Source organism: Nocardiopsis suaedae, from assembly GCF_027706745.1.
Lineage (GTDB): Bacteria > Actinomycetota > Actinomycetes > Streptosporangiales > Streptosporangiaceae > Nocardiopsis_A > Nocardiopsis_A suaedae.
Window position 1 is genome coordinate 1 of the sequence record NZ_JAQFWP010000085.1, and the last position, 23,322, is coordinate 23,322.

Consider the following 23,322-nt stretch of genomic DNA (forward strand, 5'->3'; position numbering starts at 1 on the left):
ATCCGCCTACGCGCTCGCCCCGACCGCACATGATCTAAAAAACACGCCCTAGGCGCCCGCGCGGACAGGCAGATGTACTCGGCGTTGATCTCGGGAGAAACGACGCTACCAGCCCACATTTAGGGGCGTTTTTTCCGAGATCAACGACGCCGGGCGGCACCGGCCGCCGCCCGGCGCGGAAACGGCGAAGGAGACGCCTGAGTGGCGTCTCCTTCGCCGTTCGCCTTTCCTGTCGTGCACTGTGCGGCGTACTGCCGGGCGCGCGGAGAGCGGGGAGTCCGCGGCGCGGCGCTTCCGGGTCGTCCGCCGAACGCCGTCCGCGGCGCCTGCCGAAGGGAGCGGCGCGCCTCGGGGCCGTATCGGCGCCGTTCCCTTCGGGGCGCCCTCCGCTTCCGCGGTGGGGCGCGCCTAGACGTCGGGCGGGTCCGCGGGGTCGGGGAGTGCCGCGGGCCTCGAGGGGTCGGGGGACTCGGGCGGGGCGGGGGACGTACGGGGGATCACTCGGCGGTCTCCATGTGGCCCATCCGGGTGGAGATCTCCATGCCCGCCTTGGCGACGGTCTCGCCGATCGCGTCGAGCTTGTCCTCCTCCATCCGGTAGGAGGGGCCGGACGCACTGATGGCGGCGATCACCTCGCCGGTCAGGCCGCGGATCGGGGCGGCCACGGCGTTCAGGCCGACCTCCAGCTCCTCGGTCGCGGTGGCGAAGCCGCGCTCCACGATCTCGTCGAACTCGGCGCGCAGCTCCTCGGGGTCGGTCACGGTCTGCGGGGTCATCTCCTCCAGCCGTCCGCGCAGCACGCGGCGCTGGTCGCTCGGGCGCATGTGGGCCAGCAGCACCTTGCCGCTGGAGGTGGAGTGCAGCGGGTTCTGCCTCCCGATCCAGTTCTGGCTGACCACCGCGGACGAGCCGCGGACCTGGTCGATGTTGACGACCATGTCCCCGCTCGGTATTGCGATGTTGACCGTCTCCCCCAGGTCGGAGGCCAGGTCCTCGCAGACCCGGCGGCTCTGCTGGGTCAGGTCCAGCCCGGCCGCCATGGTGCCGGCCAGCCGGATGATCCCGAACCCCAACTGGTACTTGCCGCGCAGCCCGGGCTGTTCCACCAGCCCGCGCCGCTCCAACGCTCCGACCAGTCGGAATGCGGTCGACTTGTGTACGCCCAACTCCGCGGCGATCTCGGTCACTCCGGCCTCGCGGTGCTGGGCCAGGATCTCCAGCACCGTGATGGCGCGATCCACCGACTGCACGGGAGCACCGTCCTTCCCGGCCGCGGTCCTGGCCGGTTCCGCCTCACCGCCCGACCCCCGCCCGAACCGTGCCGTGTCCGTCGTCGTCTGACTCTTTCCTGCGCGGTGGTCGTTGGAAGCCATGCCCACCACGATAACGCCGTGCCCTCGAACTTCCCGGAACAGGCGCCCTGGGCAGGGCGTCGTAGCAGGTCAGAGGATTCTGCACGGGCTTCACACGCCCCCTCTGCCTCCCCACGGCACCCGCTCCCCCCAACGCCTCCCAAGGTTGCCCACGCCCCCCTTTCACACCACCGCCCCCGCACGCGCGTTCCGGACGTCGGCGGCCGCGCCGGTGAGGAGGCGGGCCAGGTAGTCCGCGAACGAGGCGCGTACGAGGATGCGGAAGGCGGTGGCGTCCCCGCCCGGTGGGCCGTCCCCACCGGTGCGGTGCAGACCCACCGCCGCCTTGCCGATGACCGTCTGGGCGTAGGAGCCGGTGCCGAACTCGCGCGGGTGCAGGTCCAGCGGGCAGCCGCGGGCGAGCACCTCCTCGGCGTCCGGGCCGCGCAGCTCCAGCACGGTGCGCTGGGCCGACAGGTCGGCCACGGCCGCGCACAGCCGCCCGTACTCGCCGCCCAGGGCCGCGCTGAGGCCCGCGCACAGCCCGCGCCCCGTCGCCTCCGCGTCCACGACCAGGTACCGTCCGGGGCCGCTCCAGAGCACGTAGGGCGTGCCGGTGCCGGTGGCGCGCCCGGGGCCGGGGAGCGGGCAGCCGAGGAACTGCTCGGCCATGCGGGAGGCCGCGTCGGCCTCTTCGGCGTCCACGCGCAGCTCGGCCTGGGCGAGGAACGACAGCTCGCGCAGGTGCGAGCCCTCTAGGAGGTCTTCGGCCGGGCTGCGCCGGCGCGGGACCGCGGGTTCAGCCATCCTTGCGGCTCCCTTCCCTGTCGTAGAACACCGGGTCGGCGACCCGGACGGGTACTGCGGTGTCGAGGTGCACGGCGTGCACCACCTCGCCGTGGCGCGCGCGGCCCGAGCGCAGCAGGCCGAGCGCGAACGAGCGCCCCAGCGCGGCGCTGTCGTAGGAGGAGGTCACCCACCCCTGCGAGCGCGCGCGGGGCGGGCCGGTCCCGGGGGCCTCGCCGATGAGCTGCGCGCCTTCCGCGAGGACGGTCCCGGGGTCTTCGGGCAGGAGGCCGACGAGCTGGGGCCGGTCTCCGCGCGCGGTGTCGGGGCGGCTCAGGGAGCGCTTGCCGACGAAGTCCTTGGTGCGCGAAAGGGCCCAGTCCATGCCCAGGTCCAGTGGGGTGACGCTGCCGTCGGTCTCGTGTCCGACGACGATGAAGCCCTTCTCGGCCCGCAGCACGTGCATGGTCTCGGTGCCGTAGGGGGTGATGCCGAGGTCGGCGCCCGCGTCCATGGCGGCCTCCCACACCGCGAGCCCGTACCAGGAGGGCACGTTGACCTCGAAGGTCAGTTCGCCGGTGAAGCTCACCCGCAGGACGCGCGCGCGGACCCCGGCGACCTCCCCCTCCCTGAGGTCCATGAAGCGGAAGGCCTCCTGGGAGACGTCCATGCCGGGGGCCAGGCGCCGCATGACGTCCCGGGAGCGCGGCCCGACCAGGCTCACGACGGCCCAGGCGTCGGTGGCGTTGAAGACGTGCACGCACAGCTCCGGCCACTCGGTCTGGGACCACTCCTCCATGTGGTCCAGCACGGTCTCGGCGTTGCCGCTGGTGGTGCTCACCAGGTACGCCCCGTCGGGCAGGCGGGCGATGACGCCGTCGTCGAGGACCATGCCGTCGGCGGTGCACAGCAGCCCGTAGCGGCACCGCCCCGGTTTGAGGGTCGAGAGGTTGCCGGTGTACAGGCGGTCGAGGAACACGCCCGCGTCGCGCCCGGCGACGATGATCTTGCCGAGGGTGGAGGCGTCCAGGGCGGCGATCCCGGTCCGGGCGGCGGCGCACTCCCGCAGGACGGCCGCGTGCATGTCCTCGTCGCCCTGCGGGTAGTACCGTGCGCGCCGCCATTGGCCGACGTCCTCGTACACGGCGCCGTGCGCCTCGTGCCAGGACTGCATGGGAGTCCGCCGCAGCGGGTCGATGAGCTCCCCGCGCGCGCGTCCGGCCAGGGCGGTGAAAGGGACGGGCGCGTACGGCGGCCGGGGCGTGGTCCCGCCGACCTCGTCCATGGTGCGCCCGAGCAGGTGCGCCGTGATGCCTGAGGCCACGGTGGCGCAGGTGCGCCCCTGGTCGGGGCCGGTACCGATGGTGGTGTGGCGTTTGATGAGCTCGATGGAGTCCATTCCGGCGTCGACGGCGGCGCGGATGTCGGACAGCGCGGCGTCGCGCTGGAGGTCCACGTAGACCCGCCCCGCATCGGTGCCGGGGCCGGTGACGGAGAACAGCGCCATGGGGGGTGCGACGTCCTCGGTTGCGGTGGCGGCCGGACCGGTGGGCTCGTCCGGGCCGCTCCACAGGTCGAGCGGGGCGGACTCGCCGCCGCCGTTCCCTTCGCCGCCGTGCCCCTGGGCCGACGCCCCGCGCGAGCGCATGACGTCGGGTAGGCCCCCGCCAGGTGCCCCCGCCAGGGGGCCCTGCGGTGCGGTGTGCACCGGGTCGGGCGGCACGGCGGGCGGGCCGAGTGCAGCCCTCGCCGCGGCCGCGCCCGCCGCGATCCCCTCCTCCACCGCGGCCTCGGGGTCCCGGGTCCCCGCCGCCGCGCCGACGCACACGGTGGTCGGCGGCAGGCCTCCGGGCAGGAACGCCGCGTGCGCGGCGGACCAGTGCAGGCGGGCACCCGCCTGCACGGCGAGCGGTGCCGCCGGGTCGTGCCCGCCGGAGACGGCGAGCAGGTCGCAGGGGACGCGGTCGGGCTCACCGCGGGCGGTCCCGACGGGCACCAGCAGCGCGGCCGCGACGCCGCCGTCGGCCCCGGCCTCGGCGCGGACCACGGACGTCCCGGGGCGCACCTCGATGCCCCGCCGCCGGAGGGCCTCGCGGGCGGCCGCTCCGACACGGGGGCGGGCGTCGGCCGCCGCCTCGATCCGGGCGCCGCCGTCGTGCAGGGCGGCGGCGGCCCACAGCGCCCCGTCGTGGCACCCGGCGACGACGGCCCGCTCTCCCGGAAGGACGCCGTGGCGGCGCACGTAGGCGGCGGCCGCCTCGGCGAGCATGACCCCGGGCAGGTCGTCGTCCTGGAAGGCGAAGGGGCGCTCGGTGGAGCCGGTGGCCAGCACGGTGCGCCGGGCGCGGATGCGCCAGAGCAGGTCGGAGCGGCCGCGGCGTTCCAGGGCGGCGTGCTCGCCGTGGTCGTAGTGGCCGGTGACGGTGGTCCGCGCGAGGGCGCGCACGTCGGGCGCCTCGGCGAGGGCCTGCCAGGTGGCGGCGGCCCAGGCGTCGCGGCCGTTGCCCCGGGCGCCGCCGCCGGGCTCGGGGGCCTCGTCGGCGATGATGACGCGCGCCCCTTCGGCGCGGGCGGCGTCGGCGGCGGCGAGCCCTGCGGGGCCCGCACCGACGACGAGGACGTCGCAGTGGGCCCAGCGGGCGTCGCCGCGCCGGGCGGGCGCCTGCTCGGGCAGGCGGCCGTACCCGGCGAGGCCGGACACGCGCAGGCCCTCGCGGGCCTCCACGCGGGTGGCGGGGGCCATGGGGCGCGGGTCGGGCCCGCCGGTGCGGACCTGGGCGCCGGGCTCCCCGGTGCCGATCCCCACGACGCCGCGGGGCCGACCGGTGCGGATGCCGAGGCAGACGGTGCGCACCCCGGCCGCCAGCAGAGAGGCGGAGACGGGCTCCCCGGCGACGGCGGGGACCTCCTCGCCGTCGAAGACGATCCAGGTGTCGGGGACCGGCCCGGCCCCGGTCCGGCGTCCCGTCATCGCCGGTCCTCTTCCGCGCTGCGGCGCCTGCGGCGGTCGCGGATGCGCTGGGCCGGGCCTCCGCTCTCGGCGGTCCTCTCCGTGCCCGGCCGCCTCTTCCCCAGGAGCGTCTGCGCGGGGTCCTCGGCCAGGTCCGGGATTCCGCACCACTCGCGGCGCGCCAGGTACTCCCCTACCGCCCCGGACCCTGTCCCGCACCAGCTCATCGTGTTCCTCCTGTACTGGGGACCGCCCGGCGCACGCAGTACGGCGACGTGCAGGGCCCCGTGTCCGGTCCGCCCGCCGGGTGCGCCCCGGTGGTGCACGAACCCGTGACCGTGTAGTCGACGGTGTCACGCTCCACGTCGCACCAGGCCCTGCAGCCCGAGCCGTGGAACCAGCGCTCGGCGTGGCGCCCCGCCGGGTTGTCGCGCATGAACAGGTAGTCGGCCCAGGCCTCGTCGCCGAGGGCGGACGGGTCGGCCGGGTAGGCGATGTGCGCCTGCCCGCCGTACCGGAACTCGCGCTCGTCGCGCGGTCCGCACCAGGGGCACGGGATGAGGAGCATCGCGGTGGGCCTCCCTTCTGCCACGGGTCGGAAAAGGCGGTCTGGTCAACGGTCCGGTCAGTGGGCCACGGCTGCGGCCCCGTGCTCGTCCACGAGCGCCCCGGTGGTGAAGCGCTCCAGGCCGAAGGGCTCGGCCAGCGGGTGCGGGCGCCCGTTGGCGACGGTGTCGGCGAGGACGTGCCCCACGCCGGGCGTGGCCTTGTACCCCCCGGTGCCCCACCCGCAGTTGATGTACAGGCCCTCGAAGGGGGTCGGCCCGATGACCGGCGAGGCGTCCGGCGCCACGTCGACGGTGCCCGCCCAGGTGCGCAGCGCCTCGGCGTGCGCGAACACCGGGTACAGCTCGACCGCGGCGGCGATCTGGTCCTCGACGGTGCGCGGCGACCCGCGCTGCCCGTAGCCGTTGTAGCCGTCGATGCCCGCCCCCAGCACCAGCTCGCCCTTGGGGGCCTGGCTGACGTAGACGTGCACCGCGTTGGACATGACCACGGTGTCCAGCACCGGCTCCAGCAGCGGGGTGACCAGCGCCTGCAGGGGGTGGCTCTGCAGCGGCAGGCGCATCCCCAGGGTCTCGGTGAGCACGCTGGTGCGCCCGGCCGCGCACAGGGCCACCGCCCCGGCGGCGATGTCGCCGCGGGTGGTGCGCACCCCGCGCACCTTCCCGCCCGAGCGCAGGAAGCCGGTCACCTCGCACCCCTGCACCAGGTCGACGCCGAGCCGGTCGGCCTCGGCGGCGAACCCCCAGGCGACCAGGTCGTGGTCGGCGATGCCCGCACGCGGCTGGTAGGTGGCCCCCAGCACGGGGTGCCGGGTGTGCGCCCCGGTGTCCAGGATCGGGACGAGTTTGGCGACCTCGTCGGGGCCCAGCCACTCGGCGTCGATCCCGTTCAGCCGGTTGGCGTTGACCCGCCGCACCGACTCGCGCACGTCGTGGGTGGAGTGCGCCAGGTTGAGCACCCCGCGCTGGCTGAAGTGCAGGTCGCGGCCGAGGGCGTCCTCCAGCCCCTCCCACAGCGTCAGGGCGTGCTCATAGATCCCGGCGCTGGCGTCCCACAGGTAGTTGGAGCGGATGATGGCGGTGTTGCGGGCCATGTTGCCCCCGGCCAGCCAGCCGCGCTCCAGCACCGCGACGTCGGCGATCCCGTGCTCGGCCGCCAGGTAGTAGGCGGTGGCCAGGCCGTGCCCGCCGGAGCCGACGACCAGCACGTCGTAGGCGGGCCGGGGCTCGGGCGAGCGCCACAGGCGCCCGTGCGGCGGGGGCGCGGGCGGCTCGGCGGCGGGGAGCGCGGGCATCAGGCCCTCACCCTCTCCATCCCGGGGTCGAACAGGGGCTCGGCGGCGGCCTCGGCGGGGATGCGCCGCCCGAAGTAGTCGATCTCCAGGCGGGTGCCGGGTTCGGCGAGCTCGGCGGGCAGCCAGGCGTAGGCGATCCCGTGGCCCAGCGTGTACCCGTAGGCGGCGCTGGTCACGTACCCGGAGGCGGTCGGCGCGCCGGGCGGGTGCACCGGTTCGGAGCCCATCACCGTGTTCTCCGGCGCGCCGGTGTTCAGGCAGGTCAACCGCCGTGCGGGGGCATCGGGGTCCAGGCGCTCCACGGCGGCGCGGCCGACGAAGTCGTCCTTGGTCTTCAGGCGGAGCGCGAAGCCGACCCCGGCCTCGTAGGGGTCGTGCTCGTCGGTCATGTCGGCGCCGAAGGCGCGGTAGCCCTTCTCCAGGCGCAGGGCGTCGAACGCGCCGCGCCCGGCCGCGGCCAGGCCGTGTCCGCGCCCGGCCTCCCACAGCGTGTCCCAGAGCCGCAGCCCCAGGTCGGGGGTGGTGTACAGCTCCCAGCCGAGTTCACCGACGTAGGAGACGCGCATGGCCGTCACCGGCACCTCGCCCACGTGCATGCGCGCGCAGTGGAAGTAGCGCAGCCCGTCGTTGGACAGGTCGTGGTCGGCCAGGGGTTGGACCAGGTCCCGCGCGCGCGGCCCCCACACCCCGATGCAGGCGGTCTCGGAGGTGAGGTCGCGGACGGCCACCCCGGAGGGCGCGTTCCGGGCGAGGCGGGCCAGGTCCAGGCGGCTGTTCACGCCGAGCTGGAAGAGGTCCTCCTCGATGCGGGCGACGGTGATGTCGCCGAGCAGGCGGCCGCGCTCGTCGAGCATGAGGCAGTAGCTCACCGCGCCGGGGTCGCGGTGGGCGCGGCAGGTGGTCACCCGGTCGAGGTAGTCGGCGGCGCCGGGCCCGGAGACCTCCAGGCGCATCAGCGACGACATGTCGTACAGGGCGACGCGTTCACGGGTGGCGCGCGCTTCGGCGGCGATGGCGGGCGACCAGTAGCGTGCGGCCCAGGGGCCGGGGCGCGGCGCGTCCTCGGCGCCTTCCAGGGCGGTGTTGTCCTCGTAGTAGTAGGGCCGCTCCCACCCGTTGGCCTCCAGGAAGAAGGCGCCGAGCTCCTGCTCCCGCCCGTGGAAGGGGGCGACGCGCAGCGGCCGGGGCCGCTCCATGGGCTGCTGCGGGTGGAGGGCGTCGTAGACCTCGACGAAGTTCTGGCAGCCCCGCTCGCGGATGTAGGAGGGGGCCAGGTGGTGCCGCTGGAACCGGTTGATGTCGCAGGCGTGCAGGTCGAAGGTGGAGGCGCCGTCGGCGATGAGCTCGGCGACGGCGCGCGCCACCCCGGCCGAGTGGGTGATCCACACCGCCTCGGCCGACCACAGCCCGGCGGTGCGGGCGAACTCCCCGATCAGGGGCATGGTGTCGGGGGTGAAGGAGAACAGGCCGTTGAACCCCTCCTCGATCCCGGTGTCGCCCAGGGCGGGCAGCAGGCCGAGGGTGTCCTTCCAGGCGGGGGCGAAGTCCTCCGGGGTGAACGGCTGCATGGACGGCATCGGCAGGTCCGGCGTGGTCGCGGGGGTGCCGATGGCGTCGGGCGCGACCGGCATCGGACGGTGCCCGTAGTAGCCCACCCCGACCCGGTCGCCGCGCTCGCGGTAGTACAGGTCGCGCTCCTGGTAGCGGAGGATGGGGTGGGGCGCGGCGTCGCCGCGGCCGTTGGCGGCCAGCGCGGCGGTGGGCCCGGTCCAGCCGAACTGGTGGGCCAGCGGGGTCAGCGGCAGCACTTCGCCGGCCATGGCGGCCACCCGTGGGCCCCACATCCCGGCGCACAGCACGACGGCGTCGGCGGGCAGGCGCCCCTGGTCGGTCAGCACGGCCGACACCCGGCGCCCGGAGGGGGCGCCGTCGCCGCGGGTCTCGATGCCGGTGACCTCGTGGCGGGGCAGGAAGCGGGCGCCGCGCATCACCGCGGCCTCGGCCTGGGCGCGGGCGGCGCCCAGGGCGTCGGCCAGCCCGTCGTCGGGCGTGAGCAGGCCGCCGAGCACGCGGTCGGCCTCGACCAGGGGGTGGGACTCGGCGCAGTCCCGCGGCCCGACGACGGCGGCGCGCAGCCCCCAGGAGCGGGCCCAGCCGCAGCGGCGGTGCAGCTCGTCGAGGCGTTCGGGGGTGGCGGCCAGCTCCAGGCCGCCGACCGGGGAGTAGCAGGGGCGGCCGTCGACGCGCAGCCCGAGGTACTTCTGGGCGGTGTAGCGGGCGAAGTCGGTCATGGCCTTGGCGCCGTTGGTCTGGAAGACCAGTCCGGGGGCGTGCGAGGTCGACCCGCCGGTGGTGTACAGGTCCCCCTGGTCGACGACGGCCACATCGGTGCACCCGCGCGCGGTGAGCTCGTCGGCCACGGCGCAGCCGACGATCCCGGCGCCGATGACCACGATCCTGGGGACGGTTCGCTGGGTGTGCGGGAGAACGGGCATGGCGGCCTGCCTTCGCCTTCGGTGTTCTCGTGTGCGCAACCGAATGCGTTGTACGCAACACCCTCGATCGCGCGGCCGGTGCTGTCAAGGGGCGGGCGCCGGGGGCGCCGGGACCCGCCCGGCACCCCCGCGCCGCCCCCGGGTCAGGACGTCGCCGCCAGGCTCCGCAGGTCCTGCTTGGGCAGCATCTTCTTGGGGTCGACGAAGGGCTTCTCCACCACCACGGCGGGGACCTGCCCGCCGGGCCGGTGCACCGCCAGCTCGGTGCCCAGGGCGGCCAGGTGGATGGGGACCATGGCGAATCCGATGTTGCGCTCCAGCCGCGGCGAGTGGCAGGCCGAGGTGACCTTGCCGACCGGCGCGTCCGAGGACCCGGGCTCGTGCACCGGGAACACGTCGATCATCGACCCGTCGTTGTAGGTGCCCAGCGGCTCGCCGCCGATCTCCACCCCGACCAGTTTGCGGGAGATGCCGTTGTCGCGGACGCGGGTGAGCGCCTCCTTGCCGACGAAGTCGGCCTCCTGGTCCAGGTCGACCATCCAGCTCACCTCGTAGCCGTAGCCGACCTCGAAGGGGTTGGTGTCCAGGCCGATGTCGCTGCCCCAGGAGAGGATGCCGCCCTCGATGCGGCGCAGGTGGCAGGGGCCGATGACCTGGATGCCGTGCGGCTCCCCGGCCTGGAGCACGGTGTCCCAGAGCCGGACGCCGTCGCGGGAGGCCTCCTTGAGGTAGATCTCGAAGCCGAGCTCGGCGGTGTAGCCGGTGCGCGAGACCACGACCTGCATGCCGTCGAGCTCGAACTCGCGGCAGAAGTAGTAGGGCACGTCCATGACGTCCGGGCCGAACAGGTCGACCATGACCTCGCGCGACTTGGGGCCCTGCACCTGGACCGGACCCACGTCGGCCTCGCGGATCTGCACGTCCATGCCGGCGTTGTAGGCCAGGCCCTGCGCCCACAGCAGCACGTCGCTGTCGGCCAGGGACAGCCAGAAGTGGTTCTCGCCCAGGCGCAGCAGCACCGGGTCGTTGATGATGCCGCCGTCGGGCGCGGTGATGAAGACGTACTTGCACTGGCCCACGGCGCACTTGTTCAGGTCGCGCGGGACCAGCATGTTGGTGAACGCGAAGGCGTCGGGGCCGGTGATCTCGATCTGGCGCTCCACGCCGACGTCCCACAGGGTCACACCGTTGACCAGGTGCCAGTACTCGGCGACGGGGTCGCCGTAGTGGCGCGGGTGGTACGTGTGGTTGTACACGCTGTACTTGGCGACGCCGTGCCTGCGTGAGGCATAGAAGAACGGCGACTTCCTGATCCGGGGGTACAGCAGGATCTCCGGGTTCTCGTTCACGGCCATTCAGGGCCTCCAACCACTCCGATGCGCAACGAGGATCACCATGTGCAACTCACGGTCGCCTGTGAGCGACGCCACTGTCAAGCACCGCAGCGCCGGGTAAGTTCCGTATACCGCAACGGCTATCCATTGACGCAACGATTCGGCCGATCTTACGCTGTAGCCAAGCGATCACGTTGCCTCATATGAAAGTTGTTGCACATAGAGCAACAGCCAGGCCACTGGCGTCGACCCGCGGTCGGAACCCTCCGCGCGGCCCCCACGGGCACCGCGCGGCGCACGGAACGAGGCGCACCATGGCCCCACTTCTCGCCACCATCGAGCACGCCGTGAAGAAGCCGGTGTGGGACTGCCGGATGTGCGGCCAGTGCGTGCTGCACTCCACCGGCTTCACCTGTCCGATGACCTGCCCCAAGACCCTGCGCAACGGCCCCTGCGGCGGCGTGCGCGAGGACGGGTCGTGCGAGGTCGACCCGTCGATGACCTGCGTCTGGCTCAAGGCCTACGGACGCGCCCGCCGCCTGCCCGGACACCTGGGCGACGGCGTCGACGAGCTGCGCCCGCCCGTCGACAACCGGCTGCAGGGCACCTCGTCCTGGGTCAACCTGGCCACCGGCCGCGACCGCGCGCTCCCCGACGGGTGGCGCGCGGCGGCGGAGGCCGCTGAGGCCACCGGGGCCGCCGAGGCCGCCCCGACCGGACCCGCCGCAGTGGAGGTGCCCCGTTGAACCTGGCCGAGCTGCTGACCGCGCCGGAGCCGCACCGGCCGGCGGTCACCGCCGAGTTCCCGGCGGTCGACGGGGGCGGCCTGGAGGCCGTCGCCGCGCACGCCGCCCGCCTGGCGCCCTACGTGGACGCCCTCAACGCCACCGACAACCCGGCCGCGCACGCCCACGCCTCCAACGTGGCCGTCGCGATCGCGCTGCGCCGCCTGGGCCTGGAGCCGGTGCTCCAGGTCGCCTGCCGGGACAAGAACCGGCTGGCCGCCCAGGCCGACATCGCCGGGGCGGCACTGCACGGCGTCACCACCGTGTGCTGCATGACCGGCGACGACGTCACGGCCGGGGACGAGCCGGAGTCGCGCCGGGTGTTCGACCTGGACGGGCCCCAGCTGGTGCGCACGGCGGCGGTCATGGCGGGCGGCGCCTACCTGTCCGGGCGCCCCCTGACCCCCGCTCCCCCGCTGTTCATCGGGGCGGTGGAGAACCCCGGGGCGCCGCCCTTCCACGAGCGCGCCACGCGCGCGCTGAAGAAGGTCGAGGCCGGGGCGCGGTTCCTGCAGCTGCAGATCTGCTACCGGCCTGAGCGGCTCAGCGCGTTCTGCGAGCGGGCCGAAGCCGAGGGTGTCACCCCGGCGGCGGCGCTGCTCCCCACGGTCGCGCTGGTGAAGGGGGCCCGCGCGCTGCGGTACATGGACACCAAGGTGCCGGGGATCAGCATTCCCCAGGACGTGATCGAACGCGTGGAGAAGGCCCCCGACGAGCGGGAGGCCTCCTACGAGGTGTCGCTGGAACTGGCCCGCGACGCCCTCGCCCAGCCGGGTGTGCGGGGCATCCACATCACCGACTTCCGGCACGACGAGACGCTCGGGCGGCTCTGCTCCGACTTGGGATTGCCGACGATGCGCAGCGCCCCGGGTGAGGACGCCGTCGCGGTCTGAGCCAGGATGTCCTTCCGCCGCCCCGTGCGGGGCGGCGGAAGGAGGTGCCCATGCGGATCAGGAAGGGCGGCCCCGACGACGTCCCGTCGGTGCTCGCCATGCTCGACGGCGCCGTCGGCTGGCTCGCCGCCGAGGGGCGGGAGGGGCAGTGGGGGTCGCGCCCCTGGTCGGAGTTCCCCGAGCGGGTGCGGCGGATCGAGGACAAGGCCCAAGGGCTGTGGATGGCCGAGGCCGGCGGGGAGCCGGCCGGGGCGCTCGCCCTGTCCCCGCTGCCCGAGCCCTACGTCGACCCCGCCCCCGAGCCGGAGCTGTACGTGGGCCTGCTGGTCACCGCCCGCGCGCACACCGGCCGCAGGATCGGCGCGCGGCTGCTGGAGTTCGCCCGCGACCAGGCGCGGGAGCGCGGGGTCGGCCTGCTGAGGGTGGACTGCTGGGCCGGGGGCGACGGCGCCCTCGTCGCGTACTACGAGCGGCAGGGCTTCACCCCCACCGAGCGGGTCCCCGTCGGCGCGACCGCGGTCCAGGTCTTCCAGATGCGGGTCTAGCGCGGTATTCCGCCGGGGCCGGGTGAGATCGGTCGCCGCGCCCCGGGCTACCCGGGCGCGGGCGCCCGCCGCGATGATCAGGGGCATGTCGCGATCGATGACCCCCGAGGAGCGCAGGGCGTTCCTGTCCGAAGGCACCCGCACCGCGAAGGTGTCCGTGACGCTGAAGAGCGGGGAACCGCACGTGACCCCGGTGTGGTTCCTCCTCGACGGCGACGACCTGCTGTTCACCACCCCCGCCGACTCGGTCAAGGCGCGCGTCCTGCGCCGCGACCCGCGGGTGGCGGTGTGCGTCGACCTCCAGGAGCAGCCCTTCGCGTTCGTCGCGGTGCGCGGCACCGCCGAGCTGGACGGGGACCCGGAGGCGGTGCGGAGCTGGACCGAGCGGATCGAGGCCCGGTACGCGGCGAGGACGGCGCGGTCCGGGACGGGGACGGGCGGTGGGCCCGCCCCCGACGACGCCTACCACCGCCCGCCCGGCGTGTTGGTGCGGGTCCGGCCGCACCGGACGACCGCGGTCGGCTACGACGACGAGTGACCGCGGCGGGCGTGCTCCGCGGCCTCCCGGGCCTCGCCGCGGCGCAGCCACCACCAGGCCGCCGCCGCCATCACGGCGAGCACGCCGGTCGCGGGCAGCCCTTCGAAGAGTCCGGCGAAGCCGACGCCGCCCGTGTACAGGGTCGGTTCGGGCAGGTACACGATGATCGCGCCGACGGCCTGGTCCAGCGGGAACCAGGCGGGCGTGCCCTCCCCGCCGGGCGGCACGGCCACGGTGAACAGGGCCGAGGGCAGGATCAGCGCGGCGGCGTGGAAGCCCGTCGCCGCCCACAGGTTCCCGGTGCGCAGCGTGACCAGGGCGGCCAGGACCGCCCACAGGAAGATGTTGAGCATCAGCACCCAGTGGGCCTGGTGGGGATCGCCGCCCGCCAGGTAGAAGCCGATGAAGGTGAAGTGGAACAGGGAGAAGAAGACCGACGACAGCAGCACGCCGGCCGTCCTCCCCCAGCGCAGGGCGACGGCCTGGAGCATCCACCCGCGGAAGAGCTGCTCCTCCACGCCGATCATGACGATGCGGATCAGCAGCATGGAGAAGGCCGCCAGCCCGACGAGCACCGGCCCGTCCGGCCCGAACGACCACGTCTCCGCCACGCGCGCCGCACCCGCCGCCAGCGCGATCCCGATCCACCCGGCGATGTAGGCGACGGCCAGGGCGGTCCCCCAGAGCAGGCCGGTGAGCGACTTCCAGCCGAACCCGAGGCCGGTCGAGGCGAAGAAGGACCGCCGCTCGTAGTGGCGCAGCCACAGCCACAGCGCCGCGTAGGGGCCGACGAGCGTGAGGATCTGCAGGACGATGCCCAGGGCGACCGCGGCACCCTGCCCCGCGTCCTCGGCCGCCCGCATGACGGCGGGGAGGCCGAGCAGGAGCGCGGGAGCGACCCCCGCCAGGTAGAGCAGCTGGGTCAACGGGATCGTGGCGAGCGGATGCGTGGCGCGCTCCCCGGAGGCGCCTGCGCGGACGAACGCGTCTCCCGTCGTCCGCGGCGGGGTGCCGTCCGGCGACGGGGGCGTGGATTCGGTGATGGAGGACATGGCCCGGACGCTAGGCCCGGCGACCGCCCCGGACCATCGAGCGCGGGACCGATGACGGTCCCGTCCTCCCTGGCCCCTGCACCATGACCGTGGTCATGGTGCGGGAGGTGACTCGGGCATGACCCGTTGGGCCCACCCCCGGAGAGGGGCCCACTGCTAGCTTCGAGCCATGAGTACGGCCACGGACGACACCGCGCGCTGGGTGTCGCTGTCCGGTACGCGCGCTCCCCTGCTGCTGCACGTCGCGTTCTGGGGCGCCTACGTCGGAAGCGTCATCGCGGCGGCGGTCCTCTACACCGTTCCGGCCCCAGCGCAGAGCCTCACGGCCGATCTGCTGAGCCTGGCCTTCATCGCGGCCCTGCTGCCGACGGCGCTGCTGTGGCCCTTCTTGAGCTGGACCCCCGGGGCGCCGGGGCGGCGTCCCCAGGTGCTTTCCCTCCTCTTCTTCGCCTGCACCTCGGCCCTCATGGCCGGGTCGGGCGGCCTGCTGGTGCAGATCATGGTGTTCGCGGCCATCGGCAACGTCGTCACCGTCCTCGGCTCCAGGGCGGCCCTCGTGTGCACGGCGCTCCTGAGCGCCGGAGCCGTCGGGGTCTACGCACTCCCCCCGGTACAGCTCACCACCGGCCTGTTCGAAGGCTCGATCGTCTTCTTCTTCGGGCTGCTGAGCATCATGGCCTTCACCGCGCTCATCGCCGCACAGCAGCGCACACACGAGACCCGGCTGGTGCTCGCCGAACTCGAGGAGACGCACGCCGAACTCCGCCGCTACGCCGACAGGGTCAAGGAGCTCACCATCGCCGAGGAGCGCGCGCGCATGGCGCGCGAGATGCACGACTCCGTCGGCCACTACCTGACGGTGCTCAACATCGGGTTGTCGAACGCCGAACGGTTCCGCACCGCCAAGCCCGAGGCGGCCTGGCAGGAGGTCGCCGACGCCAAACGGCTCGCGCAGGAGGCGCTGGCCGACACGCGCCGCTGGGTGCGCGCGCTGCGCCCGCTGCAGCTGGAGGGCAAGGCGGGGCCCGAGGCCCTGCGGGCACTGTCCGAGGCCTTCTCCGGAAGCGCACGGGTGCGCTTCACCTGCGACGGCGACTGGCCCGACCTGGGCGAGGAGTCCGAGCTGGTCTGCTACCGCGTGGTGCAGGAGGGGCTGACCAACGCCGTGCGCCACTCCGGGGCGCGCACGATCGACGTGGCGCTGGAGTGCGGCCCGGAGGGGGTCGCGGCGTCGGTGGCCGACGACGGGCACGGGGCCGCGGGCGGCCCCCCGACGGATGCGGGCGGCTTCGGGCTCGACGGGCTGCGCGAGCGGGTCGAGGCGGTCGGCGGGACCCTGGAGGCCGGGACCCGCGACGAGGGCGGGTTCGCCCTGCGGGCGGTGCTGCCCTCCCTGCGGCGGACGGCGGAGCCCGCGGGGTCCGGGGCGGAGGCGGCTGCGTGACCGGGCCCGTCCGCGTCCTGCTCGTCGACGACCAGGTGCTCATGCGCCAAGGGCTGGCCAAGCTGCTGGAGATCGAGGACGCCGTCGACGTCGTCGGTGAGGCGGCGGACGGGGTGGAGGCCCTGGAGGTGCTGGCGGGCGCGGCCGGCACCGGCGCCTACCCCGACGTCGCCCTGGTGGACGCCCGCATGCCGCGCATGGACGGGGTGGAGCTCATCGCCCGGATGGCGGGTGAGCACCCGGGGGTGGCGCCGGTGGTGCTGACCACCTTCGACGACGACGCGTTCATCTTCGGCGGGCTGCGCGCCGGGGCCAAGGGCTACCTGCTCAAGGACACGCCCCCGGACGAGCTGGTGTCGGCGGTGCTGCGGGCCGCGCGCGGGGAGACCGTGCTGGGCGGCGCGGCCGCCGAACGCCTGGTGGCCGGGCTGCGGACCGATCCGCCGCCTGGGCCCGACCGTGCAGGCCCTCCCGGGCGGGAGGGCCTGTCCGAGCGCGAGGGCCTGTCCGAGCGCGAGGCCGAGGTGGCCCGCCTGGTCGGCGGCGGCGCGACCAACCGCCAGATCGCCCGGCGCCTGTTCATCACCGAGGGGACGGTGAAGAACCACGTGTCGAGCATCCTGCGCAAGCTCGACCTGCGGGACCGGACGCAGCTGGCGGTGTGGGTGGGCCGGTCGGGCCTGGAGCCCTGACCGGGGGCGTCACGGCGCCGGCTCCAGGACCACGATGGTGGTCGCGCCGGGACGGCGGGCGGCGTGGGCGTCGAGGTTCCTCTCCACCGCGCGCCACCGGTCCCACAGGCGATCCCGCTCACCACCGGTGGCCGCGTGCGCCCGGACGCGGAGGCGCCGCCGGGTGCGGCCGCGCCTCTCGGGCAGCTCGACCGCTGCCTCGGGGTGGGCCTGCAGGTTCAGCCACCACTGGGGTTCGGGGGCGCCCCAGCCGTTCATCGCGAGGGTCACCAGGTTCGGGCCGTCGTCGAAGTAGGCGAGGATCACGCTGCGCCGGCGGCCTGTGCGGCGCCCGACGACGGTGAGGTGCAGGGTGCCCCACGAGTCGGGCTTCGGGGGCCGCAGCCCGGCCCGGCCGCGCGTGGCGCGGTACAGGGCGCGGTGGATCCTCCAGGCGAGGCGGATCACCGGGCGCGGCGGGAGCCACGGCTGTCGTTGACGGCGGTCGGACACGGCGCCTCCCTGGTCACGGATGCGCCGACGGTATCCGCGGGGAGCGCGTGCGGGGCAGTGCCATCGGTCACCTGCCGCCGGTGCCTTCGCCTCCTGCCTCCGGGGCGGCGCGCACCGCCCGGTCCGCCTGGGCGATGAGGCGGTCCATCACCTGGCGCAGGACCTCGGGGTCGGGCTGGGCCAGGCCCGCGATGGAGGACAGGTACAGGCCGTCGCCGACCAGGCGGATGGTCTCGGCGAGCACCGGGTCGTCCAGCTCCTCGTGGAGCAGGCGCGACCACTCCTCGAAGAAGTAGCGGACCAGGTCGCGCGTCTCGTCGGTCATCGCCTCCTTGCTGCGCAGGGCGGCGATGATGGACCAGTACAGCTCGGCCTCGTGCTTGGAGGCGGGGCGGGAGGTGCGCAGGAAGGTCCGCACGACCCCTTCGCCGCCCGCCCCCGCCTCGCGGAACTCCTCCTCGGCCCGGTCGGCCAGGCGCCGGATCAGCCCGGCCATCAGCTCGGCCTTGGAGGGGAAGTGGTAGAGGAGCCCGCCCTTGGAGACGCCCGCGGCCGCGGCCACGGACTCCAGCGTCACGGTGGACACGCCCTCGTCGATCAGGATGCCTTCGAGCGCGTCCAGGATCCGGTCGCGCGTGGTGCCGGTACTCACCTTTGACACTGTACCGGCCGGACGGTACTGTACCGTCTGGACGGTTCAGAGAATCCGAGGAACGCAGAGGAATACATCGGATGATCGGCCCGTTCCAGCCACGATGACGCACACCGAGTAGTAGAGGGACCATGACTTCCGCCGTTGCCGGGACCGACGACCGGCCCGACGACACCCCGGCCGCGCGCCCCGCCAAGGCCGGACCCCGCCAATGGGCCGGACTGGCCGTGCTCGTGCTGCCGGTCCTGCTCATCGCCGTCGACATGACGGTGCTCGGCTTCGCCGTGCCCTACCTCACCGAGGACCTGCGCCCCACCGGCGGCCAGCTCCTGTGGATCGTCGACATCTACGGGTTCGTGCTGGCCGGGCTGCTCATCACCATGGGCTCGCTGGGCGACCGCATCGGCCGCCGCCGCCTGCTCATGACCGGCGCCCTCGGCTTCGGCCTCGCCTCGCTCGCCGCGGCCTTCGCACCCACGCCCGAGGTGCTCATCGCCGCCCGCGCCCTGCTCGGCATGGCCGGGGCGACCCTCATGCCCTCGACCCTGTCGCTGCTGCGCAACCTGTTCACCGACGACCGGCAGCGGCTGCTGGCCATCGCCGTGTGGGCCTCCGGGTTCTCCGCCGGGAGCGCGCTCGGGCCGATCCTGGGCGGCTGGCTGCTGGAGCACTACCACTGGGGGTCGGTGTTCCTCATCAACCTGCCGGTGATGGCGGTGCTGCTGGTGGCGCTGCCGCTGCTGGTGGGCGAGTCGAAGGACCCGGCGCCCGGACCCCTGGACCCGGTGAGCGTGCTGCTGTCGATGGCGGCGATGCTGCCCGCCGTCTACGGGGTGAAGAAGCTCGCCGAGCACGGGTGGGACCCGGTCCCGGCCGCCGCACTGGCGGCGGGGCTCGTCCTGGGCGTGCTGTTCGTCCGGCGCCAGCTCCGGCTGCCGCACCCGCTGATCGACATCCGCCTGTTCGCGGTGCGCCGGTTCAGCGTCGCGGTGGCCACCAACCTGATGATCGTGTTCTCACTGGTCGCCTCGTTGTTCTTCCTCACCCAGTACCTCCAGCTCGTGCTCGGCATGAGCCCGGTCGCCGCCGGGCTGGTGCTGGTGCCGGGGCTGGCGGTGTCGGTGGCGGCGAGCTTCGTGGCGGTGTCGCTGGCCCGCCGGTTGAGCCTGGGCACGGTCCTGGTGCTCGGCCTGGCGCTGATCGCCACCGGGTTCGTCCTGGTCACACAGGCCCCGCCGGAGGGCGGCGCCGCGCTGATCGCGGTGGCGTTCCTGCTCATCGGCACCGGCATCGGGCTGGCCGAGACGCTGACCAACGACGCCATCCTCACCGCCGCTCCCCCGGCCCGCGCCGGTGCGGCCTCGGCGATCTCCGAGACCGCCTACGAGCTGGGCGGCGCGCTGGGCGTGGCGCTGCTGGGCAGCGTGCTCACCGCGGCCTACCGGATCCGGCTGGAGGACGTGGCCGCGGTGCCCCGGGAGGCGATGGACGCCGCCCGCGAGACGCTGGGCGGGGCGGTCACCGCCGCCGACGGGCTGCCCGGCGACGCGGGTGCCGCGCTGCTCGGCGCCGCGCAGTCGGCCTTCCTCGACGGCATGCACCTGACCAGCGCGATCGCCACCGTGATCGTGGTCGCCGCGGCGGTTCAGGCGGGGCTGCTGCTGCGCCGCGACCGCACCCCGGCCGCAGGGTCGGCGGGCGGCGCCTGATCCCGCGCCCGGGGCCGGTACCCGCCGCCCCCGGGCGCAGCGTGCATGGGGGCGCCGGGGCCGGGCGGGAGGGCGGCGTCCAGCACCTCCTGCAGCGGCACCGTGCGCGCGAAGGCGGCGAACTCCCGCGCCAGCAGCGGTTCGGGCGTCCGCTCGGGGACGACGATCCCCACCTCGCACACCCGCTCGGCGCCGGCCACCGGTAGCACCCGGACCCCCGGCGGGGGCGGCGCCGAGCACAGCCAGGAGTGGGCCACCACCCCGCACCAGTCGCCTTCGGCGACGTGGGTGTACAGGGCGGGCAGGGCGTCGGTCTCCACCTGCACGCTGGGGCTCCCGCCGTGCTCGGCCAGCGCCGCCTCCATCGCGCGCAGGGCACCGCCGCCGCAGGTCAGCCCGCACAGGGGCACCCCGGCCAGTTCCTCCCAGGCGACCGAGGACCGGCCGGGGAAGCGGCCGGGGCAGGCGAGCACCACCCCGCGCTCGGCGTAGAGCCGCACCATCGCCCCGGGGGACCGCCCGGAGGCCGCGCCCAGGTGCGCGACCCCGCAGTCGAGGCTGCCGTCGGCGAGCCCGCGGGCGATCTCCTCGGCGGGCAGGGCGCGCACGCTCAGCCGCACCCGCGGGTGGCGGGTGCCGAAGGGGGCGGTCAGGTGGGCCACGGCGGCCGCGGCGGAGGGCAGCACGCCGATGCGCAGCCGCCCGGTGCGGCCCTTGCGCATGGCGCCGACCTCGGCGTCGAGCAGGTCGCGCTCGGCGAGGATGCGGTAGGCCCAGCGCAGCACCCGCTCACCCTCGGGGGTGAACCCCTCGAAGCGGTGGCCGCGCCGCACGATGCGGATGTCGAGCTCGGCTTCGAGCTTGCGCAGGGCGGCGGACAGGGCGGGCTGGGACACGTGGCAGGCGCCGGCCGCACGGGCGAAGTGGCGCTCGCGGTCCAGGGCGGCCAGGTATTCGAGCTGGCGAATCAGCATCCGCGCTCCTCCGGGGGCGTGGCGCCGGGGCCGGGCCCAGGGGTTGCCCGGCCCCGGCGCGGAACGGACGCGGGGTGGCCGACCACGAGGGGTTCAGCGCGACGCGCCCGCCGGTCCCGAGAAAGAGAGACCGATCACACATTCTGCTGTGCCGGGCCGGTCTACGCCAGACATTCCCGCCGATTCACGCGCCTTTTCCGCGGCCGGCCCCTACTCCTGCCGCTCCTGGGCCTCCTCCGCGTCCCCGGTCGCCGCCGCCTGCTCGTGGTACATCGTGCGGGTCGCGTCCGTGTGCTCGCGCATCAGGCGGGCCGCCTCCTCGCCGTCACCGGCCGCGATGGCGTCGATGATCCGCGCGTGCTCCTCCCAGGAGTCGCCGCCGCGCTGCGCCGCCACCAGGCCGTGGTACCAGCGCACCCGCCGCGCGACCTGCCCCGCCAGGTCGGCCAGGACCTCGTTGCCCGACAGCTCGGTGATGCGCCGGTGCAGGTCGGCGTTGAGCGCCACCATCTCCTCGGTGTCGCCGCGCTCCAACCCCTTCTCCCCGGCCGCGCACAGCCTCCGGAGGTCGGAGACGCCCTCCTCGTCGGCGGTTCCGGCGGCCAGCCGGGCCGACTCGCTCTCCAGCAGCCCGCGCACCGCCAGCAGCTGCTCGGCCTCGTCCCCGCTGGGCCGGTGCACGAACGCCCCGTACCCCGGGCGCAGGTCGACCCAGCCCTCGTTGCTGAGCCGCTGCAGGGCCTCCCGGATGGGCTGGCGCGACACGCCCAGCCGCTCGGCGAGCTCGTTCTCGACCAGGTGCTGGCCCGGCGGGAGCCGCCGCAGGGTGATCAGTTCGAGCAGCGTCTCGTACACGCTCTCGCGCAGCGGAACGGGGCGGCGCACGGGGGTCGGCAGCAGGTTCTTGTCGAGCGGACGTGAGGCCATCGTCAATCGGATTCCAGGGTCGAGGCGGTGGCGGTCGGGCCGGACGGGGCGCGCTCCTCGGCGCCTCGCGCCCCGCAAGTCTAGTGTCGGACCGTGCCCGCGCGCGGGCTCCGAGGGCCGATCCCTCCCCTCACGCCGGCCCCCCGCCAGTGGTCAGCGCGGCAGCCGGACGATCTCGGCGAGCGGACCGGACCAGCCCGGAGGGATCACCGCGTAGCCGTCGGCGGCGGCCGGGGAGCGCAGGCTCCCTGGTCGGTCGTGCCCGACGGGCTCGGCGGCGGACCCCGTGAGGCGGACCGCGACCAGACGCGTGTCCCTGGGGTGCGGGCGGACCGGCGCCGACAGCTCGGCCCGGTCCGGCGCCGCGGCGGCCGGATCCGGCCGTCCGGCGAGCGCGGACAGCAGCGGCGCGAGCAGCGTCACCCCGGCGACGAGCGCCGCCCCCGGGTTCCCGGGCAGCCCCACCACCGCGGGGCCCTCCGGCAGCCGGGCGAGGAGCTGGGGGTGGCCGGGCCGGCAGGCGACCCCGTCCACGACCGTCTCGGCACCCAGGTCCTCCAGGGCGGAGCGCAGGTGGTCGGCCGGGCCCTTGGAGGAGGCGCCGCACACGGCGACCGCGTCGGCCCCGGCGCCTGCACCGGCACCGGCCGCTGAACGCAGCGCCTCGGCGAGGCCCTCACGGACGTCGCCCAGCCGGGCGGGGGGCTCGGCACGAGCGCCCGCCCAGTCGGCCAGGCCCGGGAGCATCGGCCCGATGGCGTCGCGCACCCGACCGGGGCCGGGGATGCCGGTGTGCACCACTTCGTCGCCGGTGACCAGGACCGCCAGGGAGGGGCGGCGCACGGACAGGGCGTCGTGGCCGAGCGAGGCGGCCAGGCCCAGGACGGCGGGGGTGACGGGGGCGCCCTGTTTGAGGGCGACGTCGCCGGGGCGGGTGTCCTCGCCCGCGCGGCGAACGTGCCGGTCGGGCTCGGTCTCCCCGGACACCGTGCCGCCGTCCTCCTCCCGGGCGTGCTCGTAGGGCAGGACCGAGGTGCTGCCGGGCGGGACGGGCGCGCCGGTGGCGATCTCGACCGCGGTCCCGGGGGTGAGGGCCTCGTCGGCGGGGGCGGCGCCCGCGAGGACGCGGCCGGTGACCCGCCAGGGGCCGGGGCCGCAGACCGCGTACCCGTCCATGGCGGAGGTGTCGCAGTCCGGGATGCCGACGAGGGCGGGGAGGTCGGCGGCGAGCGTCGCCCCCAGGGCCTCGGCCAAGGGCACCCGGCGGGCCGCACTCGGGCCCGCCCGCTCGCCGAGCTCGCGCGCTGCGACGCGCGCTCGGTCCCACGCCGCCGAAGCGCCTTCGCGCCGGGCCATCGCCACCCCTGTGCCGCCGCATCCGCCGTGTGTCCGCACGCGTCCCTGTATATCCGCGCAGGGGCACGTGGGGCGCGGCGACCCGCCCTGCGCGACCCGGGCGTGACCGGCGAACCACACCGGCCGCGCCCCCGGGCCGTGAGGCGAACAGGGCACCGCGTCACTGGCGAGGGTAACCGGCGACGGATCTGGACATAAGACCCGTCTCCCCCGCCGTGGGGCCCAGTCGCGTCCCGGCCGCACCCCGCTCGCGTCCCGACTGCGCCCCCTCCGCGTCCCGTCCGAGCCCCGACATCGGCCCGGACGCGGCTGACGGGCCCGGAAACCCTGTGCGGCCGCCGATTTGCCACCTGCGGAGATTCCGCTAAAGTTCTAACCGCAGCACGGCGGAGGGCCCACCGGGAAGCCGGAGGGAACGAGGCCGGAAGCGCGCGGACGTGGCTCAGCTGGTAGAGCATCACCTTGCCAAGGTGAGGGTCGCGGGT

General features: G+C 74.9%; 21 protein-coding genes. 7 read left to right on the top strand and 14 right to left on the bottom strand.

The genetic code is table 11. From position 1 onward, the window contains the following. Window positions 1-497: 497 nt before the first annotated feature. From O4U47_RS28295 to O4U47_RS28330, 8 genes are all read right to left on the bottom strand, one after another. Window positions 498-1,250: an IclR family transcriptional regulator gene (locus tag O4U47_RS28295; protein WP_270681036.1), complete on the bottom strand. Its 753-nt coding sequence runs from the start codon at window positions 1,248-1,250 to the stop codon at window positions 498-500. A 285-nt stretch (window positions 1,251-1,535) separates the two neighbouring features. Continuing rightward, complete coding sequence (locus tag O4U47_RS28300) at window positions 1,536-2,159, bottom strand: sarcosine oxidase subunit gamma (RefSeq protein WP_270681037.1); 624 nt, start codon at window positions 2,157-2,159, stop codon at window positions 1,536-1,538. Further along, a complete protein-coding gene (locus O4U47_RS28305) occupies window positions 2,152-5,109 on the bottom strand; it encodes an FAD-dependent oxidoreductase (RefSeq protein ID WP_270681038.1) in 2,958 nt (985 codons plus the stop codon). Before O4U47_RS28305 ends, O4U47_RS28300 begins: the two co-directional genes overlap by 8 nt. Then, the gene (locus O4U47_RS28310; protein ID WP_270681039.1) at window positions 5,106-5,315 is read right to left on the bottom strand and encodes a hypothetical protein; all 210 of its coding nucleotides are present in this window, start codon (window positions 5,313-5,315) and stop codon (window positions 5,106-5,108) included. The genes O4U47_RS28305 and O4U47_RS28310 overlap by 4 nt, the downstream gene beginning before the upstream one ends. Further along, window positions 5,312-5,656, bottom strand: coding sequence for a sarcosine oxidase subunit delta (locus O4U47_RS28315; protein WP_270681040.1), 345 nt, complete (start codon window positions 5,654-5,656; stop codon window positions 5,312-5,314). The genes O4U47_RS28310 and O4U47_RS28315 overlap by 4 nt, the downstream gene beginning before the upstream one ends. Before the next feature lie 57 nt (window positions 5,657-5,713). After that, window positions 5,714-6,949: a sarcosine oxidase subunit beta family protein gene (locus O4U47_RS28320; protein ID WP_270681041.1), complete on the bottom strand. Its 1,236-nt coding sequence runs from the start codon at window positions 6,947-6,949 to the stop codon at window positions 5,714-5,716. Then, complete coding sequence (locus tag O4U47_RS28325) at window positions 6,949-9,444, bottom strand: GcvT family protein (protein ID WP_270681042.1); 2,496 nt, start codon at window positions 9,442-9,444, stop codon at window positions 6,949-6,951. The genes O4U47_RS28320 and O4U47_RS28325 overlap by 1 nt, the downstream gene beginning before the upstream one ends. A 143-nt stretch (window positions 9,445-9,587) precedes the next feature. Further along, entirely contained in the window at window positions 9,588-10,799 is a 1,212-nt protein-coding gene (locus O4U47_RS28330) for a glycine cleavage T C-terminal barrel domain-containing protein (RefSeq protein WP_270681043.1), read from the bottom strand. 293 nt (window positions 10,800-11,092) lie between these two features. Here O4U47_RS28330 and O4U47_RS28335 point away from each other — a divergent pair, with 293 nt between their 5' ends. The 4 genes from O4U47_RS28335 (at window position 11,093) to O4U47_RS28350 (ending at window position 13,539) form a co-directional block, all read left to right on the top strand. Beyond that, window positions 11,093-11,524 (top strand): methylenetetrahydrofolate reductase C-terminal domain-containing protein, encoded by a 432-nt coding sequence (locus O4U47_RS28335; RefSeq protein WP_270681044.1) that lies wholly within the window; start codon window positions 11,093-11,095, stop codon window positions 11,522-11,524. Next, on the top strand, window positions 11,521-12,456 hold the full coding sequence (locus O4U47_RS28340) for a methylenetetrahydrofolate reductase (protein ID WP_270681045.1): 936 nt from the start codon (window positions 11,521-11,523) through the stop codon (window positions 12,454-12,456). Before O4U47_RS28335 ends, O4U47_RS28340 begins: the two co-directional genes overlap by 4 nt. A gap of 50 nt (window positions 12,457-12,506) precedes the next feature. Continuing rightward, window positions 12,507-13,001: a GNAT family N-acetyltransferase gene (locus O4U47_RS28345; protein WP_270681046.1), complete on the top strand. Its 495-nt coding sequence runs from the start codon at window positions 12,507-12,509 to the stop codon at window positions 12,999-13,001. Window positions 13,002-13,086: 85 nt separating this feature from the next. Continuing rightward, window positions 13,087-13,539, top strand: a complete 453-nt coding sequence (locus tag O4U47_RS28350) for a PPOX class F420-dependent oxidoreductase (protein ID WP_270681047.1) — start codon at window positions 13,087-13,089, stop codon at window positions 13,537-13,539. Here the strand turns inward: O4U47_RS28350 and O4U47_RS28355 are convergent. Further along, window positions 13,524-14,591 carry a CPBP family intramembrane glutamic endopeptidase gene (locus O4U47_RS28355; protein WP_270681048.1) on the bottom strand — a complete coding sequence of 356 codons (1,068 nt, stop codon included), beginning with the start codon at window positions 14,589-14,591 and terminating at the stop codon, window positions 13,524-13,526. The genes O4U47_RS28350 and O4U47_RS28355 overlap by 16 nt on opposite strands. A gap of 169 nt (window positions 14,592-14,760) precedes the next feature. On the opposite strand from O4U47_RS28355, the gene O4U47_RS28360 reads away from it, so the two are divergent. Together O4U47_RS28360 and O4U47_RS28365 are read left to right on the top strand one after the other, a co-directional pair. After that, window positions 14,761-16,035 carry a sensor histidine kinase gene (locus O4U47_RS28360; RefSeq protein WP_270681049.1) on the top strand — a complete coding sequence of 425 codons (1,275 nt, stop codon included), beginning with the start codon at window positions 14,761-14,763 and terminating at the stop codon, window positions 16,033-16,035. Window positions 16,036-16,076: 41 nt separating this feature from the next. Further along, window positions 16,077-16,727, top strand: a complete 651-nt coding sequence (locus O4U47_RS28365) for a response regulator (protein ID WP_408639042.1) — start codon at window positions 16,077-16,079, stop codon at window positions 16,725-16,727. Window positions 16,728-16,736: 9 nt separating this feature from the next. Here O4U47_RS28365 and O4U47_RS28370 read toward each other — a convergent pair whose 3' ends face one another. Next, the gene (locus tag O4U47_RS28370; protein ID WP_270681051.1) at window positions 16,737-17,219 is read right to left on the bottom strand and encodes a nitroreductase/quinone reductase family protein; all 483 of its coding nucleotides are present in this window, start codon (window positions 17,217-17,219) and stop codon (window positions 16,737-16,739) included. A gap of 67 nt (window positions 17,220-17,286) precedes the next feature. Continuing rightward, window positions 17,287-17,871 carry a TetR/AcrR family transcriptional regulator gene (locus O4U47_RS28375; RefSeq protein ID WP_270681052.1) on the bottom strand — a complete coding sequence of 195 codons (585 nt, stop codon included), beginning with the start codon at window positions 17,869-17,871 and terminating at the stop codon, window positions 17,287-17,289. A gap of 131 nt (window positions 17,872-18,002) precedes the next feature. On the opposite strand from O4U47_RS28375, the gene O4U47_RS28380 reads away from it, so the two are divergent. Further along, entirely contained in the window at window positions 18,003-19,580 is a 1,578-nt protein-coding gene (locus O4U47_RS28380; protein ID WP_270681053.1) for an MFS transporter, read from the top strand. Here the strand turns inward: O4U47_RS28380 and O4U47_RS28385 are convergent. The 3 genes from O4U47_RS28385 to O4U47_RS28395 all read right to left on the bottom strand — a co-directional run bounded on the left by O4U47_RS28385 (window position 19,517) and on the right by O4U47_RS28395 (window position 22,837). Then, window positions 19,517-20,554, bottom strand: a complete 1,038-nt coding sequence (locus O4U47_RS28385) for a LysR family transcriptional regulator (RefSeq protein WP_270681054.1) — start codon at window positions 20,552-20,554, stop codon at window positions 19,517-19,519. The two genes, O4U47_RS28380 and O4U47_RS28385, sit on opposite strands and share 64 nt — an antisense overlap. Window positions 20,555-20,764: 210 nt before the next feature. Then, window positions 20,765-21,481 (bottom strand): GntR family transcriptional regulator, encoded by a 717-nt coding sequence (locus O4U47_RS28390; RefSeq protein ID WP_270681055.1) that lies wholly within the window; start codon window positions 21,479-21,481, stop codon window positions 20,765-20,767. A gap of 153 nt (window positions 21,482-21,634) precedes the next feature. Then, entirely contained in the window at window positions 21,635-22,837 is a 1,203-nt protein-coding gene (locus O4U47_RS28395; protein ID WP_270681056.1) for a molybdopterin molybdotransferase MoeA, read from the bottom strand. Between the last annotated feature and the right edge of the window lie 485 nt (window positions 22,838-23,322).

Bases quoted from the DNA above. Each gene is read 5' to 3' on its own strand.
- O4U47_RS28300 (WP_270681037.1), bottom strand. From the start codon at position 2,159: ATGGCTGAACCCGCGGTCCCGCGCCGGCGCAGCCCGGCCGAAGACCTC.
- O4U47_RS28305 (WP_270681038.1), bottom strand. From the start codon at position 5,109: ATGACGGGACGCCGGACCGGGGCCGGGCCGGTCCCCGACACCTGGATC.
- O4U47_RS28310 (WP_270681039.1), bottom strand. From the start codon at position 5,315: ATGAGCTGGTGCGGGACAGGGTCCGGGGCGGTAGGGGAGTACCTGGCG.
- O4U47_RS28315 (WP_270681040.1), bottom strand. From the start codon at position 5,656: ATGCTCCTCATCCCGTGCCCCTGGTGCGGACCGCGCGACGAGCGCGAG.
- O4U47_RS28320 (WP_270681041.1), bottom strand. From the start codon at position 6,949: ATGCCCGCGCTCCCCGCCGCCGAGCCGCCCGCGCCCCCGCCGCACGGG.
- O4U47_RS28325 (WP_270681042.1), bottom strand. From the start codon at position 9,444: ATGCCCGTTCTCCCGCACACCCAGCGAACCGTCCCCAGGATCGTGGTC.
- O4U47_RS28330 (WP_270681043.1), bottom strand. From the start codon at position 10,799: ATGGCCGTGAACGAGAACCCGGAGATCCTGCTGTACCCCCGGATCAGG.
- O4U47_RS28335 (WP_270681044.1), top strand. From the start codon at position 11,093: ATGGCCCCACTTCTCGCCACCATCGAGCACGCCGTGAAGAAGCCGGTG.
- O4U47_RS28345 (WP_270681046.1), top strand. From the start codon at position 12,507: ATGCGGATCAGGAAGGGCGGCCCCGACGACGTCCCGTCGGTGCTCGCC.
- O4U47_RS28350 (WP_270681047.1), top strand. From the start codon at position 13,087: ATGTCGCGATCGATGACCCCCGAGGAGCGCAGGGCGTTCCTGTCCGAA.
- O4U47_RS28355 (WP_270681048.1), bottom strand. From the start codon at position 14,591: ATGTCCTCCATCACCGAATCCACGCCCCCGTCGCCGGACGGCACCCCG.
- O4U47_RS28360 (WP_270681049.1), top strand. From the start codon at position 14,761: ATGAGTACGGCCACGGACGACACCGCGCGCTGGGTGTCGCTGTCCGGT.
- O4U47_RS28365 (WP_408639042.1), top strand. From the start codon at position 16,077: ATGCGCCAAGGGCTGGCCAAGCTGCTGGAGATCGAGGACGCCGTCGAC.
- O4U47_RS28380 (WP_270681053.1), top strand. From the start codon at position 18,003: ATGACTTCCGCCGTTGCCGGGACCGACGACCGGCCCGACGACACCCCG.
- O4U47_RS28385 (WP_270681054.1), bottom strand. From the start codon at position 20,554: ATGCTGATTCGCCAGCTCGAATACCTGGCCGCCCTGGACCGCGAGCGC.
- O4U47_RS28390 (WP_270681055.1), bottom strand. From the start codon at position 21,481: ATGGCCTCACGTCCGCTCGACAAGAACCTGCTGCCGACCCCCGTGCGC.
- O4U47_RS28395 (WP_270681056.1), bottom strand. From the start codon at position 22,837: ATGGCCCGGCGCGAAGGCGCTTCGGCGGCGTGGGACCGAGCGCGCGTC.